The organism is Thermomonas sp. (assembly GCF_025993755.1).
GTDB lineage: Bacteria > Pseudomonadota > Gammaproteobacteria > Xanthomonadales > Xanthomonadaceae > Thermomonas.
Genome location: NZ_JAMQHN010000087.1, coordinates 16,372 through 29,974, shown reverse-complemented (window position 1 = coordinate 29,974; position 13,603 = coordinate 16,372). Strand labels below are relative to the sequence as shown.

13 protein-coding genes are annotated in these 13,603 nt (G+C 66.4%); 5 read left to right on the top strand and 8 right to left on the bottom strand.

Annotation, left to right across the window (positions count from 1 at the left end; genetic code table 11):
• Window positions 1–9: 9 nt before the first annotated feature.
• The 4 genes from Q0X16_RS05800 to Q0X16_RS05785 are packed head-to-tail and all read right to left on the bottom strand — an operon-like array spanning window position 10 to window position 2,539.
• Window positions 10–1,044, bottom strand: coding sequence for an ABC-2 transporter permease (locus tag Q0X16_RS05800; RefSeq protein ID WP_297831832.1), 1,035 nt, complete (start codon window positions 1,042–1,044; stop codon window positions 10–12).
• Window positions 1,041–1,916 carry an ABC transporter ATP-binding protein gene (locus Q0X16_RS05795; RefSeq protein WP_297831830.1) on the bottom strand — a complete coding sequence of 292 codons (876 nt, stop codon included), beginning with the start codon at window positions 1,914–1,916 and terminating at the stop codon, window positions 1,041–1,043. Before Q0X16_RS05795 ends, Q0X16_RS05800 begins: the two co-directional genes overlap by 4 nt.
• Window positions 1,913–2,284 (bottom strand): GntR family transcriptional regulator, encoded by a 372-nt coding sequence (locus Q0X16_RS05790; RefSeq protein WP_297831827.1) that lies wholly within the window; start codon window positions 2,282–2,284, stop codon window positions 1,913–1,915. The genes Q0X16_RS05795 and Q0X16_RS05790 overlap by 4 nt, the downstream gene beginning before the upstream one ends.
• 3 nt (window positions 2,285–2,287) lie before the next feature.
• The gene (locus tag Q0X16_RS05785) at window positions 2,288–2,539 is read right to left on the bottom strand and encodes a hypothetical protein (protein WP_297831824.1); all 252 of its coding nucleotides are present in this window, start codon (window positions 2,537–2,539) and stop codon (window positions 2,288–2,290) included.
• A gap of 234 nt (window positions 2,540–2,773) precedes the next feature.
• Between Q0X16_RS05785 and Q0X16_RS05780 the strand changes: the two genes are divergently transcribed.
• The 5 genes from Q0X16_RS05780 (at window position 2,774) to Q0X16_RS05760 (ending at window position 6,875) form a co-directional block, all read left to right on the top strand.
• Window positions 2,774–3,688: an FKBP-type peptidyl-prolyl cis-trans isomerase gene (locus tag Q0X16_RS05780; protein WP_297831822.1), complete on the top strand. Its 915-nt coding sequence runs from the start codon at window positions 2,774–2,776 to the stop codon at window positions 3,686–3,688.
• Window positions 3,689–3,761: 73 nt separating this feature from the next.
• On the top strand, window positions 3,762–4,580 hold the full coding sequence (locus Q0X16_RS05775) for an FKBP-type peptidyl-prolyl cis-trans isomerase (protein ID WP_297831819.1): 819 nt from the start codon (window positions 3,762–3,764) through the stop codon (window positions 4,578–4,580).
• A 104-nt stretch (window positions 4,581–4,684) separates the two neighbouring features.
• The gene (locus Q0X16_RS05770) at window positions 4,685–6,031 is read left to right on the top strand and encodes a UDP-glucose/GDP-mannose dehydrogenase family protein (protein WP_297831816.1); all 1,347 of its coding nucleotides are present in this window, start codon (window positions 4,685–4,687) and stop codon (window positions 6,029–6,031) included.
• A gap of 3 nt (window positions 6,032–6,034) precedes the next feature.
• Window positions 6,035–6,262 carry a SlyX family protein gene (locus Q0X16_RS05765; protein ID WP_297831813.1) on the top strand — a complete coding sequence of 76 codons (228 nt, stop codon included), beginning with the start codon at window positions 6,035–6,037 and terminating at the stop codon, window positions 6,260–6,262.
• Window positions 6,263–6,275: 13 nt separating this feature from the next.
• On the top strand, window positions 6,276–6,875 hold the full coding sequence (locus tag Q0X16_RS05760) for a DUF2058 family protein (protein WP_297831810.1): 600 nt from the start codon (window positions 6,276–6,278) through the stop codon (window positions 6,873–6,875).
• A gap of 30 nt (window positions 6,876–6,905) precedes the next feature.
• Here the strand turns inward: Q0X16_RS05760 and Q0X16_RS05755 are convergent, their stop codons facing one another.
• The 4 genes from Q0X16_RS05755 to Q0X16_RS05740 form a co-directional block, all read right to left on the bottom strand.
• Window positions 6,906–8,282 (bottom strand): phospholipase D-like domain-containing protein, encoded by a 1,377-nt coding sequence (locus Q0X16_RS05755; RefSeq protein WP_297831807.1) that lies wholly within the window; start codon window positions 8,280–8,282, stop codon window positions 6,906–6,908.
• 243 nt (window positions 8,283–8,525) lie between these two features.
• Window positions 8,526–11,291 (bottom strand): methionine synthase, encoded by a 2,766-nt coding sequence (metH, locus tag Q0X16_RS05750; protein WP_297831804.1) that lies wholly within the window; start codon window positions 11,289–11,291, stop codon window positions 8,526–8,528.
• A gap of 166 nt (window positions 11,292–11,457) precedes the next feature.
• Complete coding sequence (locus Q0X16_RS05745) at window positions 11,458–12,558, bottom strand: homocysteine S-methyltransferase family protein (RefSeq protein WP_297831801.1); 1,101 nt, start codon at window positions 12,556–12,558, stop codon at window positions 11,458–11,460.
• Window positions 12,559–12,613: 55 nt separating this feature from the next.
• Window positions 12,614–13,543 carry a metalloregulator ArsR/SmtB family transcription factor gene (locus tag Q0X16_RS05740; RefSeq protein ID WP_297831799.1) on the bottom strand — a complete coding sequence of 310 codons (930 nt, stop codon included), beginning with the start codon at window positions 13,541–13,543 and terminating at the stop codon, window positions 12,614–12,616.
• Between the last annotated feature and the right edge of the window lie 60 nt (window positions 13,544–13,603).

Sequence of the window (13,603 nt, the reverse complement as noted above, 5' to 3'; positions counted from 1 at the left end):
TGTCGGGCCTCAGCCCTCGTCGCGCCAGCGGCGCAGGCGGATGGCAATGACGATCATCGCGATGCCGGCGATGGCGCCGACCCACAGCTGCGGCGTGGACAGCGGAGAGGCCACAACGTGCAGCAGGGTCGAGAAGCTCGGGATGCCACTGCCGTCGAACGACCTTACATCGGCAGCGGCAAAGAAGCTTCCCGGGAATACGCCACCCAGCAGATGCGCCACCACGTTCTTCCAGAACCAGCCGTCGCCGAGATTGAACGACTGCATCAGGTTGAACCAACTGGTGAGCACGCCGGCGAACACCGGGATCATGACCGCCCACAGGAACGGCTTGGTCCGGGCCCAGGCCGAGCACAGCAAAAGCCAACCCGCACTGGGCAACGCCCACAGGGCGTACACCGGGAGGACCGCCAGGCCGAGGCCGGCATTGGCCAGCAGGTTGGTCGGGCTCCAGAGCAGGGTGATCGGGTTGCCGTGGTGGATCAGCACGAACACGCTGAGCACGAGCAGGTAGGCCACCATGCAGACGATGCCGATGAGCGTGGCCATGACGGGTGCGATCACCAGCGCACTGGCAACCTTCGACAGTACGGTGTCGCGATCCGAAATCGGCAACGATTTCCAGAACAGCACGCTGCGGTCCTTGCGGTCGTCGTACAGGGCGCCCAGGCAGTAGAAGAACATCACGAAGCCCAGCACCAGCAGCGGCCAGAGCATCGCCGAGGCGGTCGTGAAGCGCACGGTGTCCGTCCAGTGGCGGGCGGTTTCCGGATCCATGTTGGCGGTGATGACGCTCAGGTCGAGGTTGTTCATGACGACCTTGTCGCCATTGACGTGGATGCCCCCGTTGCTGCTGTTGAGCGCGACTTCGCCCAGGATCAGCCCCATCAGGGTGAACAGCAGCGAGATCGCGCCGGCCCAGATCGGCGCCCAGAAGAACCCGCCGCGATGCTCCCAGTATTCGCGCTTGAGCAGCAGCTTGAACCTGTGGGTGGGGTGGGGCGCGGCCCTGGGGGTCGGCGTGGAGTCAACGATGGCGTTCATGCGTAGGTTCCTTTCATGGTGGCCACGAACAGGTCGGCCAGACCCGGCGTGCGGGTTTCACCGAGTTCGGCGAGGCGGGCGGGGTCGGCGCCGTCGAACAGCATCACGGTCTTGCCGAACGGCAGGCTGCGTTCGTCGATCGGATCGAGCGCGCGCGCGGCGTCCAGCTTGTCGGCGGCGACCAGCACTTCGACGTAGCGTTCGCCCAGCGTGTCCATCGCCGCGTTCAGCACCACCTTGCCGCCCTGGATGAACATCACGTCGGTAAGGATGTGCTCGATTTCCTCGACCTGGTGGGTGGTGACCAGGATGGTCTTGTCGTCGTCGAAGTAGTCTTCCAGCAGGCGCTGGTAGAACTGCTTGCGGTAGAGGATGTCCAGGCCCAGGGTGGGCTCGTCGAGCACCAGCAGGCGGGCGTCGATGGCCATCACCAGCGCCAGGTGCAACTGCACGATCATGCCCTTGGACATTTCGCGCACCCTGGTTTTCATCTGCAGCTTGGTGCCTTCCAGGAAGCGGCGGCACTTGCCGGCATCGAAGCGCGGGTGGACGCCGGCGACGAACTCGATGACCTGTTCGACGCTGATCCAGCGCGGCAGCACCGCGACGTCGGCGATGAAGCTGACGTCGTTCATCAGGGCGTCGCGTTGGGTGCGCGGGTCCTTGCCCAGCACCCGCAGGTCGCCCTCGAACGGGATCAATCCGAGGATGGCCTTGAGCGCCGTGGTCTTGCCGGCGCCGTTGGGGCCGATCAGGCCGACGATGCGGCCGGAGGGGATCGAGAAGTCGGCGCCGTCGAGAGCGCACGTGTTCTTGTACGTCTTGCGCAGCCCGCGGGCGGAGATGACGCTGGTGTCCGTATCGGTGCTCATTTCGGCCCCCACTTGCCGTTGGGATCAAGGAGTTCTTCGGTGTTCAGGCCCAGACGCTGGATGCGTTCCAGGATCTGCGGCCATTCCTCGTTCAGGAAGCGCTCGCGTTCGCTCGACCGCAGGCGCTTGGTGGCGCCCTCGGTGACGTACATGCCCAGTCCGCGGCGTTTTTCGACGAGGCTTTCGTCGACCAGTTCCTGGTAGGCGCGCGAGACGGTGATCGGGTTGAGCTGGTATTCGGCCGCAACCTGGCGCACAGAAGGCAGGGCGTCGCCGGGTTTGAGCAGTCCATCGAGCATCATGGCAACCACCCGTTCCTTCAACTGTCGGTAGATCGGAGCGCCATCGCTCCATTCAACGCTGGTCATGGCTCACCCCAGGGGCTGGAAGGAGAAAAACGGCATCCGCAGGGAATGCCGCAGCCGGTGCGAGGACAGCCGCCGGTGCCGCTGGCTGCCGTCGGTGTCGATGTCGGACAGGGAGGCGCTGCTCGCCGCTGGAAAGTTGGACTGGGCGTCGGATTGCGCCGTCGGGATCGACCCCAGGGCATTCAGCGCGGCCAGCAGCAGACCGGTGGCGGTGGCGGCTATCCACGTCGCTCGGAAGAATTGCTTGATCTTCATTTGCTTCGCTCCAGGTGGCTAAATCTGGTGTTGTAGGCAAGTATAACACTATGTTTGAGGACGTCAACCCCTTTTGACCCAACTGATGGCATAGGCCGACGTGAGCGATGCAAGGCGACGCCAAGCTGCGTGAAAACCAGCCAGAGCAGGCAAGGAAGGATTGCCCACGGCAGCGACAGCAAGGACAATGGGCGGGATGGGCCAACCGCCCGATTCGTCTGTGGAGACCATTGGATGAACCTGTTTCCGCGCGCGCTGGGTGCGCTGCTCGCGGTCGTGCTGTTTGCGGGCACGGCCTGGGCCCAGAGCGCCGCACCGGTGAGCGAGCGCGACAAGGTCGGCTACATGGCGGGGCTGGACGCCGGGCGTGGCGTCGGGCTGGGTCTGCAGGATCTGGATCAGGCGGCATTCGTGCGCGGAATGGAAAACGCGATGGCCAATGGCGCGCCGCTGGTGCCGGAAAACGAGGCGCGGGCGGTGTTGCGCGTGTTGATGGCCAGCATCGGCGCGCGCGCCGCCGGCAAGCCGCCGGTCGCCGTGGATCGCGTCAAGGCGGGTCTTGTCGTGGGTGCCGACGTCGGACGCCAGGTGGCGGGGCTGCGCGGTGAATTCGACATGCCGATGTTCCTGCGCGGCTTGCACGATGGCGCCGATGCGTCCATCGCGCCGGCGATGGATGCGGCGGAACTTGCGCGGATACGTGCAGCGGTTGCGGCACGGGTGACGGCGCAGGCTGCTTCCGCCCGCCAGGACGCACATGCGGCGGCGCTGGAGCGCGAGCAGGCGTTCCTGGTCGAAAACCGGAAGCAGGCCGGCGTCTTCGCCACGCCCAGCGGGCTGCAGTACAAGGTGCTGCAGCAGGGCAGCGGCATGCGCCCGCGGCCCGGCCAGCAGGTGCGCGTCCACTATGTCGGCAGCCTGCTGGACGGCACGACCTTCGACAGTTCCATTGCCCGCGGCGCACCGGCGACCTTCAGCCTCGACCAGGTCATTCCCGGCTGGAGCGAAGGCCTGGGCCTGATGCCGGTTGGTGCAAAATACCGGTTCTGGATTCCCTCGGGGCTTGGCTATGGCCCGGAAGGATCGCCGCCCAGGATTCCGCCCGACGCGACGCTGGTGTTCGACGTGGAACTGCTTGGCGTCGAATGAGTCAAAGCCTTTTTCGTTGTTTCCCTTCCGGCATACGCTGCCGGGCCCATCCCGTACCCGGAGCCACTGACCGATGAACCCGATTTTCCGCACCGCTGCGCTGACCGCCTCCCTGCTGCTGGCGCTCTCCGCCTGCAAGGCCGCGAACAAACCCGTCGATACCGGCGCAAACGGCGCCCAGGCCGGCGCCAATGCCGCCGCTTCGAACCAGTATCCGGGCCTGCCGACGGAAAAGGACCAGATCAGCTACACGATCGGCATGGCGATGGGCAAGCAGCTCACCGAAATCAAGGATGAAATCGACGTCGACACCCTGATCCGCGCGCTCAAGACCCAGATCAGCGGCGGCCAGTCGCAGCTGACCGAAGCGCAGGCGCAGCAGATCATGCAGGCTTTCGGCCAGAAGATGCAGGCCAAGCAGATGGCGCAGATGATGGAACAGGCGCGCGCCAATCAGGAAAAGGGCGAGAAGTTCCTGGCCGAAAACGGCAAGAAGCCGGGCGTGGTGACGACGGCTTCGGGCCTGCAGTACCAGATCATGACCCCGGGCACCGGCCCCAAGCCGGGCGCGACCGATGGCGTCAAGGTCAACTACGTCGGCACCCTGCTGGATGGCACCAAGTTCGACAGCTCCTATGATCGCGGCGAGCCGGCGGTGATGCCGCTGCAGGGCGTGATTCCGGGCTGGGCCGAAGGCCTGCAGCTGATGCCGGTCGGCAGCAAGTTCCGGTTCTGGATTCCGTCGCGGTTGGCCTATGGCGAAGAGGCCGGCCCGCCGATCGGCCCGAACCAGGTGCTGGTGTTCGAAGTGGAACTGCTGGAAGTCGTCAAGCGTCCGCCGGGCGCGGCGGCAGCTCCCGCGCCGACCGCGGCACCTGCACCGGCGCACTAAGCGTCGCTATGACCGTCGCGCATCCGGGCGATGCGCGACGGATCCGGTTCATGCATCCGGGCTGATCCCGTCGCCCATGCCCCAACCGAAAGGATTCGAAACCCATGCGCGTCTGTATTTTCGGCACCGGCTACGTCGGTCTGGTGACGGGAACCTGTCTTGCCGAAGTTGGTCACGAGGTGCTGTGCATCGACGTGGATGCCGCCAAGGTCGATGCCCTCAATCGCGGCGTCGTGCCGATTTTCGAGCCTGGACTGGCACCAATGGTGGCCGGCAACCGCGCCGAAGGCCGCTTGCGCTTTTCCACTGATGCGGCGGCCGGGATCGCGCACGGGGAAGTGGTTTTCATCGCGGTCGGCACGCCGCCGGATGAGGACGGCAGCGCCGACCTGCAGTACGTGCTGGCGGTTGCCGAGACCATTGGACGACACTTGGAAAGGCCGGCGGTGGTGGTCGACAAGTCGACCGTACCGGTCGGCACCGCCGACAAGGTGGGCGCGAAAATCGCCGAGGTGTTGGCCGCGCGTGACGCGAAGATCGCCTTCGACGTGGTGTCCAATCCCGAATTCCTGAAGGAGGGCGCGGCGGTCGAGGACTGCATGCGTCCGGACCGGATCGTGATCGGTACGACCAGCCAGGGGGCGCTGGAGACGATGAAGCGGCTGTACGCGCCGTTCAACCGCAACCACGACCGGATCGTCACGATGGACGTCCGTTCCGCAGAGCTGACCAAGTACGCCGCCAACGCCATGCTGGCGACCAAGATCAGCTTCATGAACGAAATCGCCAACATCGCCGAACAGGTCGGCGCCGACGTGGAGCACGTGCGCAAGGGCATCGGTTCCGATCCGCGCATCGGCTGGCAATTCATCTATCCCGGCGCGGGCTACGGCGGGTCGTGTTTCCCCAAGGACGTGCAGGCGCTGGCGAAGACCGCGCAGCAGCATGGCGTGGCCACGCGGCTGCTGGATGCGGTCGAGGCCGTCAACACTGCCCAGAAGGGGCATCTGTTCGAGCTGATGGTGCGCCACTACGGCGGAGTCGGTGCGTTGCGGGGCAAGACCGTCGCGCTCTGGGGCCTGGCCTTCAAGCCGAACACCGACGACATGCGTGAGGCGTCCAGTCGCCGCCTGCTGGAACAGCTGTGGGCTGCAGGCGCGACGGTGCGGGCGTTCGATCCGGAAGCGATGGCGGAGACGCGGCGGATCTTTGGCGAGCGCAAGGACCTGGTTCTGTGCGCCACGGCCCACGGGGCGCTTGAAGACGCCGACGCGCTGGTGGTGATCACCGAATGGAAACAGTTCCGCAGCCCCGATTTTTCCGGCTTGAAGCAGGCGCTGGCCGACGCCGTGGTCTTTGACGGGCGCAATCTGTACGAGCCCGCCGAGATCGAGGCGGCCGGGCTGGCGTATTACGGCATCGGTCGTGGGCGCTCGGTTCGCAAGGCGTAGGGCATGGCCGATCTAGAGCAACGGTTGATCGATCTTGAAACCCGCCTGGCTTTCCAGGAGCAGGCGCTGCAGGAGCTGAGCGACGCCCTGGCCGCGGCCCGCGACAGCGAGTCGCGCAATGCGCTGCTGCTGCATCGCGCGCTGGAAGACCTGCGGCAATTGCGCAGCGCGCTGGCAGCCACTCCGATCACCGGCGATGCCGCCAGCGAACCGCCACCCCCGCACTACTGAAACGCAAGACGCGATGAGCAATTCCCTGCGCGACCAATTGCTGGGCCTGGGCTTCAAGGCTGCCCCGAAGCCGGCGCCACGCGACAAGAAGGAACACCGGGACGGCCCGGACTCCGCCCAGCCCGGAGGCAAGCAGGCGCAGCAGGGTCGCCCGCAGCCGCGACCGCAGCAGAAAAGGACACCGCGCGAGGATATCGATCTGGCCAAGGCCTACGCGATCCGGGCGCAGAAGGAAAAGGACGAGCGCATCGAGGCCGAACGCATCAAGCAGGTAGAAGCGCGACAGCGCCGCGAAGCGCGTGCCAGACTTGAGGCGTTCCTCAAGGACAAGGCGCTGAATGCCGCGGACGCCGAGCATGTCCGTCATTTCGAATACGGCGGCAAGATCAAGCGCGTCCACGTCAATGCCGAACAGCTCAAGGCGCTCAATGCCGGCCTGCTGGGCGTGGTGCAGCTCAACGGCCGCTACCTGCTGGTCGATGTCGCCACGCTGGCGCAGGTCGAAACCCTCTTCGCCCAGGCCGTCGCGCTGAAGATCGATCCGGATGCGCCGGCCACCGAGGATCCGTATTCCGACCCGCAGTACCAGGTGCCCGACGATCTGGTCTGGTGAGGCGTGGAACAGTGGCGCCAGCGGCAGTCATTACAGTTGGAAGCCGATCGCGCGTACCGCGCCTTCGCCGAGGTCGCGCAGCCAGCCCGACGTGCGTGGCGTATAGGCATCTGCCAGTGCGAACAGCCCGCGGAACCAGTCGTCGAACGTGTCGATCTGCGCAGGGTCGTGGAACAGGACGTTGAGTTCGTAGTTGAGGAACAGGCTGCGGCTATCGAGGTTGATCGAGCCGCAGCTGGCGAAGCGCCGGTCCACCAGTGCCAGCTTGGCATGCAGCATCAACGGCAGCAGTGCGATGCGAACTCCGGCGGCGGCCAGTTCGCGCAGGCTGCGCTCGCGGGCGATGTCGGCCAGGCGGTGATTGCTGCGCGCCGGCAGCAGCAGCCGGACGTCCGCCCCGCGCCGGGCTGCCAGCAGCAGGGAAAGCTGCAGCGCGTCGTCGGGGACGAAGTAGGGCGTAGCAAGCCAGACCCGTGCGTCGGCGCGGTGGATCGCGTTGAGGTAGAGCGCGTAGGCGGTATCCTCGCGACGGTCCGGGCCGCCGGGCAGCAGCTGCGCGACCGGGCCCGTGGGAAGGATGTCGGGGTCGGGCGGCGTGACGTCCGGCGTGCCGCCTGCCAGCGCCCAGTCGCGTGCGAAGCCCTCCGCCGCATCGGCGACGATCCCGCTCTCGATACAGAAGCTCAGGTCGTGCCATGCCGGCGTGCCGGACGTGCCGAGGAAATATTCGGCGGCGAAATTGCGCCCGCCGCTCCACAGTGTCCGGCCGTCGACCAGAACCAGCTTGCGGTGGTTGCGCAGGTTGCCGCGACCGAACTGGGGCCGCAGGCGCAGGCGTATCGGCGAGAACCAGCGCGTCCTCACCCCGGCCGCGTGCAGGTCGGCGCGGATGCGGCGGTGGTTCTCCAGCGTGCCGAGGCCGTCGATCAGAGCACGCACCATCACGCCGCGTCGGGAGGCGCTCGCCAAGGCCTCCACGATCCGGCGCCCGACCTCGTCGTCGCGGAAAATGAAAATCTCCACATCGATGCGCCGCTGCGCGCCTGCCAGCAAGTCGAGGAGCGCTTGCAGCGCCTCGTCACCGCGGCCGTGGATGCGCACAGATGCGCAGCGCCGGGGCGGCGGCAGGTCGAGGCCGCGGGTGGCGGGGTCGTCGGCCAAGCGGGACGGCGGCTGTGCGCCTTCCCCAGACGTGGCGGTGTGGGCGAGTTTGCGCGTGCCCAACAGCAGGTAGGTGGGCAGCGCAAGGTAGGGAAAGGCCAGCAGGGCCAGCACCCAGGCCATCGCCGCGGACGGCGGGCGGCGCTGGCGCCCGGAGTGCGTCAGTCCCACGTAAAGCAGGAGGCCGCCGGCCACTGCAGCCGCGTGCAAAAGGGCCAGCCCATGCCAGGGTTGCAGGTGCAGCATGCCTAGAAGTTGTGCATCGCGAGGAGTTATCAGCCAAACCGCTTGAAGTTGAAGCTGGCCAGCGGGCCGTTGCGTGCGTCGCACCCATTCACCACGCTGTGATCGTAAACGCAATAGGTGACGCCACGCGTGCGGCACCACCTTGACCATTTTCCAGCCGGTCGGCAAGTCGATATTCGGTGGTGGCGTCGCCATTGGCCTCGGTGCAGCTCACGGCGTGGTGCCATCCAGGATTCGCCAGGTTCACTCCGGGTCGTAGTCCAGATTGAACGACAGCCAGCGTTCGGCCTGCTTCATGTCGACGCCCTTGCGCTTGGCGTAATTGGCCACTTGGTCCTTGGTGACACGGCCGACCACGAAATATTTGCTGTCGGGGTGGCTGAAATACAGGCCGGAGACGCTGGACGCTGGGTACATGGCGAAGTGGTCGGTCAGGGTGACACCGGTGCGTTCGGTGGAGCCCAGCAGGTCGAAGACAACGCGCTTTTCGCTGTGCTCGGGGCAGGCGGGATAGCCGGGAGCGGGGCGGATGCCACGGTAGGCCTCGGCGATCAGCGCCTCGTTGTCCAGTGTCTCGTCCGCCGCATAGCCCCACAGTTCCTTGCGCACGCGCTGGTGCAGCCGTTCGGCGAAGGCTTCGGCCAGGCGGTCGGCCAGCGCCTTGAGCAGGATCACGCTGTAGTCGTCGTTCTCGCCGCGCAGGCGTTCCAGATGCGGCTCGATGCCCAGTCCGGCCGTGACGGTGAAGGCGCCGATCCAGTCCTGCCGGCCCGAATCCTTCGGTGCGATGAAATCGGCCAGGCACAGGTTCGGGCGTTCGATCGGTTTGTCGGCCTGCTGGCGCAGGAAGCGCAACATCCGGGTGGCGTCGGAATCGTCGTAGCGTCCTTCGAAATACCGGTGTTCGCCGGTGCCCGAGCCTTCCACGCCCGCGCCCCACGGCGCTGACAGCGTCAACTCCACGTCGTCACCCATTGAATGGGCCGGCCAGAAGCCGCATACCGCCTTGGCGCGCAGCCATTTTTCACTGAGGATGCGGTCGAGCATGGCGCGCGCGTCGGCGTACAGCTCGCTGGCCTGCGCGCCGACGATGGGATCGGTCAGGATCGCCGGATACTTCCCGGCCAGTTCCCAGGCGTTGAAGAACGGCGTCCAGTCGATGCAGGCCACCAGTTCGTCCAGCGGATAGTCGTCGAACACGTGCAGGCCGGGTTGCAGCGGCGCGGGCGGCGCGTAGCCGGCCCAGTCGCAGCCGAAACGGCGCGAGCGCGCCTGTTCCAGCGTCACCAGCTTTTGCGGATTGCCGCGAACCCGGTGGCGTTCGCGAATCTCGATGTAGTCGTCGTTGGCGGCCTTGAGGACGGCTTCGCGCTGCTCCGGCGACATCAGCGACTGCGCCACGCCCACCGCGCGCGAGGCATCCTTGATCCAGATTGTGTGCGCTTCATAGTTCGGTGAAATCTTCAGGGCGGTATGCGCGCGCGAGGTGGTCGCGCCGCCGATCAGCAGCGGGGTGTCGAAACCCTGCACCCGCATCTCGCGGGCGACGTGGGTCATCTCTTCCAGCGACGGCGTGATCAGCCCGGACACGCCGATCATGTCGGCGTTCTCGGCGCGGGCGGTGTCGAGGATCTTCTGTGCCGGCACCATCACGCCCAGATCGATCACCTCGAAGTTGTTGCAGGCCAGCACCACGCCGACGATGTTCTTGCCGATGTCGTGCACGTCGCCTTTGACCGTGGCCATCACGATCTTGCCGTTGCTCTTGGGCGCATCGCCGGTGCGGGCTTTTTCCGCCTCGATGAACGGCAGCAGCCAGGCGACCGCCTTCTTCATCACCCGAGCGGATTTGACCACCTGCGGCAGGAACATCTTGCCGGCGCCGAACAGGTCGCCGACCACGTTCATGCCGTCCATCAGCGGGCCTTCGATCACGTCCAGCGGACGGGTCGCCTGAAGCCGCGCCTCCTCGGTGTCGTCGTTGACGTAGGCGTCGATGCCGTTCACCAGGGCATGCGAGAGGCGCTGCGCGACCGGCAACTGGCGCCAAGCCAGGTCCTCGACCTTCTTCTCGCCCTTCTTGCGGCGGTAGTTCTCGGCGATTTCCAGCAGGCGTTCGGTGGAGTCCGCGCGCCGGTTGAGCACCACGTCCTCGACCCGCTCGCGCAGTTCCGGGTCGAGACTGTCGTAGATCGGCAATGCGCCGGCGTTGACGATGCCCATGTCCATGCCGGCCTGGATCGCGTGGTAGAGGAAGACCACGTGGATCGCCTGGCGCACCGCTTCGTTGCCGCGGAACGAAAAACTGATGTTGGAAACGCCGCCGGAGATGTGGCTGTACGGGAAGCTTCGGCGCAGTTCGCGGGCGGCTTCGATGAAAGCCACCGCGTAATTGTCGTGCTCCTCGATGCCGGTGGCGATCGCGAAGCAGTTGGGGTCGAAGATGATGTCCTCGGGCGGGAAGCCGACCTCTTCGGTCAGCAGGCGATACGCGCGGGCGCAGATCTCGACCTTGCGCTGCGCGCTGTCGGCCTGACCGGTTTCGTCGAAGGCCATCACCACCACGGCCGCGCCGTAGCGGCGCACCAGCCGCGCCTGGCGCAGGAATTCGCCTTCGCCTTCCTTCATCGAGATCGAATTGACGATGCCCTTGCCCTGCAGGCACTTCAGGCCGGCCTCGATCACCGTCCACTTGGACGAATCGATCATCACCGGCACCTTGGCGATGTCCGGCTCGGCGGCGATCAGGTTGAGGAACTCGACCATGGCTTTCTCGGCATCGAGCAGGCCGTCGTCCATGTTGACGTCGATCACCCGCGCGCCGCTTTCGACCTGCTGGCGCGCAACGGCAACCGCTTCGTCGTAGCGGTTCTCGACGATGAGTTTCTTGAACTGCGCGCTGCCGGTGACGTTGGTGCGCTCGCCGACGTTGATGAAGTTCGCCTCCGGACTGAGGATCAGTGGTTCGAGTCCGCTTAGACGCGTTTGGCGGGGGAGGTAATGGGGCATTCGTTTGAATCCTTTTGGACGCGGATTACGCGGATGACACGGATAGAGCGGTCTTGGTACGGATGCCCACCGCGCCGGGCATTCCCGAAAAGACATGAGTGACGAAACGCAGGCAGAACATCTTGAGTGTCTTTATCCGTGTCATCCGCGCGATCCGCGTCAAGAATCAGGCCACCTCGGCCAGCGCAGGAGCGATGCGCGGCGGCAGGTTGCGCACGGCGGCAGCGATCGCGGCGATGTGATCGGGCGTGGTGCCGCAGCAGCCGCCGACGATGTTGAGCAGGCCGCTGCGGGCGAACTCGCCCAGCGTCTCGGCCATGCTGTCCGGCGTCTCGTCGTAACCGCCGAAGGCGTTGGGCAGGCCGGCGTTGGGATGGCAACTGACCGGCGCATCGGCGACCTGGGCGAGCACCGTGACGTGCTGGCGCAGCTCACGGGCGCCGAGCGCGCAGTTCAGGCCGATCGACAGCAGCGGTGCGTGCCGCAGCGAATACCAGAACGCTTCCGCAGTCTGGCCCGAAAGCGTGCGTCCGGAGGCGTCGGTGATCGTGCCCGAAACCATCACCGGCAGCCGCCCGCCGATTTCGGCGAACACGTCGTCGATGGCGAACAGGGCGGCCTTGGCGTTGAGGGTGTCGAACACGGTCTCGACCATCAGGATGTCGGCACCGCCTTCGATCAACCCGCGGGCCGCTTCGCGGTAGGCGTCGGCCAGCTGGTCGAAGGTGACCGCGCGGAAGCCCGGCCGGTTGACGTCGGGCGAAAGCGAGGCGGTCCGGCTGGTCGGGCCGAGAATGCCGACGGCGAAGCGTGGTTTCCCGGGCGTCGCGACTTCGGCGGCGTCGCATTCCGCGCGCGCCAGGCGCGCGCTTTCGCGATTGAGTTCACGCACGAGGTGCGACAGGCGGTAGTCTGCCAGCGAGATCGCGGTGGAGTTGAAGGTGTTGGTCTCGATCAGATCCGCTCCGGCTTCCAGATAGTGCCGATGGATGGCACGGATCAGGTCCGGCCGGGTCAGGCTGAGCAGATCGTTGTTGCCGCGCTGATCGACGGCCTCGCAGCCGCAGCCGACGCCATGCACGTGGCCATCGGCCGCGAACAGCGCATCGAACCCCTGGGCGAACCGTTCGCCGCGGTAGTCCGCTTCTTCCAGCCCTTCGCGCTGGATCATCGTGCCCATCGCGCCGTCGAGGACCAGGATGCGCCGGGCCAGCGCCGCGTGCAGCGCGGCGACGCGTTCGGGGTGTTTCCAGGGAAGGGTGTTCATGGTGCTCCGTGGCGTCATTGCGTGTTTCCCTCCTCTTGAAGGGGAGGGCTTCGAATCAAGGCTTCACGCCGGTCAGCGAGATGACCTCGAAGTGCGGCGGCCTGCGTTCGCGGGTGACGGTTTCGAGACTGGCCACCTGCAGGCCGGCCTTCTCCGCGAATTTGCGCAATTCGCGCGCGGTGAACCCGAGATTGACGTGCCCGTAGGCCTCGGCGACGTTGCGATGGCCGTGGCGGTCTAGGCTGGACAGCAGCAGGCGTCCGCCGTGGCGCAGCGCCCGCGCGGCCTCAGCCACCGCCTGCGCCGGCCTAGCGGCATAGGTCAGCGCCTGCATCAGCACGACCAGATCGAAACTCTCGTCCTCGAACGGCAGCGCGTGCATGTCGCCCGCGCGTACCTCGACGTTGTCGAACCGCCGCAGCCGTTCGCCGGCGGCCGCGACCACGCGCTGGTTGGAATCGATGCAGACATAGCGGCCGGAATGCGGTGCCAGCAGTTCGGCCAGCACGCCGTCGCCGGAGGCGATGTCGAGCACGTCGCCCGGCCACAGCAGGGGGATGACCGTGCGCGCCATCGCCTCCCAGGTGCGGCCGGGGGAATAGTGGCGCTCCATGTCGCCGGCCACGCTGTCGGCCCAGTTCTGGTCGGCGGCGCGGCTGGCCAGCACCCCGGCGACACGGGCGGCGTCCTGATCCAGCAGCGGATCGACGCTGCCGCTGCGGATCGAATGCCACAGGGCGCGCTGGGCGGCGTCCAGACCGGCCTCGTCGAAGCGATAATAGGCGGAGACCCCGGCGCGGCGATCGCGCACCAGGCCGGCGTCCTTGAGCTTGGCCAGGTGGGTGGAGACGCGCGGCTGCGCCAGTTGGGTGATCGCCGACAGTTCGGCCACGGTCAGTTCCTCGCGTTCCAGCAGCGCCAGCAACCGCACCCGGGTCGCGTCGGCAAACACTTTCAGATGCGCCGACCAGCCTTCGAGATCCATATATCTTTCCATCGCGATTTAGCGATGAATTATACGCGCAGCGGCGAAAGGATCAAGACG

Bases quoted from the DNA above. Each gene is read 5' to 3' on its own strand.
- Q0X16_RS05800 (WP_297831832.1), bottom strand. From the start codon at position 1,044: ATGAACGCCATCGTTGACTCCACGCCGACCCCCAGGGCCGCGCCCCAC.
- Q0X16_RS05795 (WP_297831830.1), bottom strand. From the start codon at position 1,916: ATGAGCACCGATACGGACACCAGCGTCATCTCCGCCCGCGGGCTGCGC.
- Q0X16_RS05790 (WP_297831827.1), bottom strand. From the start codon at position 2,284: ATGACCAGCGTTGAATGGAGCGATGGCGCTCCGATCTACCGACAGTTG.
- Q0X16_RS05785 (WP_297831824.1), bottom strand. From the start codon at position 2,539: ATGAAGATCAAGCAATTCTTCCGAGCGACGTGGATAGCCGCCACCGCC.
- Q0X16_RS05780 (WP_297831822.1), top strand. From the start codon at position 2,774: ATGAACCTGTTTCCGCGCGCGCTGGGTGCGCTGCTCGCGGTCGTGCTG.
- Q0X16_RS05775 (WP_297831819.1), top strand. From the start codon at position 3,762: ATGAACCCGATTTTCCGCACCGCTGCGCTGACCGCCTCCCTGCTGCTG.
- Q0X16_RS05770 (WP_297831816.1), top strand. From the start codon at position 4,685: ATGCGCGTCTGTATTTTCGGCACCGGCTACGTCGGTCTGGTGACGGGA.
- Q0X16_RS05765 (WP_297831813.1), top strand. From the start codon at position 6,035: ATGGCCGATCTAGAGCAACGGTTGATCGATCTTGAAACCCGCCTGGCT.
- Q0X16_RS05760 (WP_297831810.1), top strand. From the start codon at position 6,276: ATGAGCAATTCCCTGCGCGACCAATTGCTGGGCCTGGGCTTCAAGGCT.
- Q0X16_RS05755 (WP_297831807.1), bottom strand. From the start codon at position 8,282: ATGCTGCACCTGCAACCCTGGCATGGGCTGGCCCTTTTGCACGCGGCT.
- metH (WP_297831804.1), bottom strand. From the start codon at position 11,291: ATGCCCCATTACCTCCCCCGCCAAACGCGTCTAAGCGGACTCGAACCA.
- Q0X16_RS05745 (WP_297831801.1), bottom strand. From the start codon at position 12,558: ATGAACACCCTTCCCTGGAAACACCCCGAACGCGTCGCCGCGCTGCAC.
- Q0X16_RS05740 (WP_297831799.1), bottom strand. From the start codon at position 13,543: ATGGATCTCGAAGGCTGGTCGGCGCATCTGAAAGTGTTTGCCGACGCG.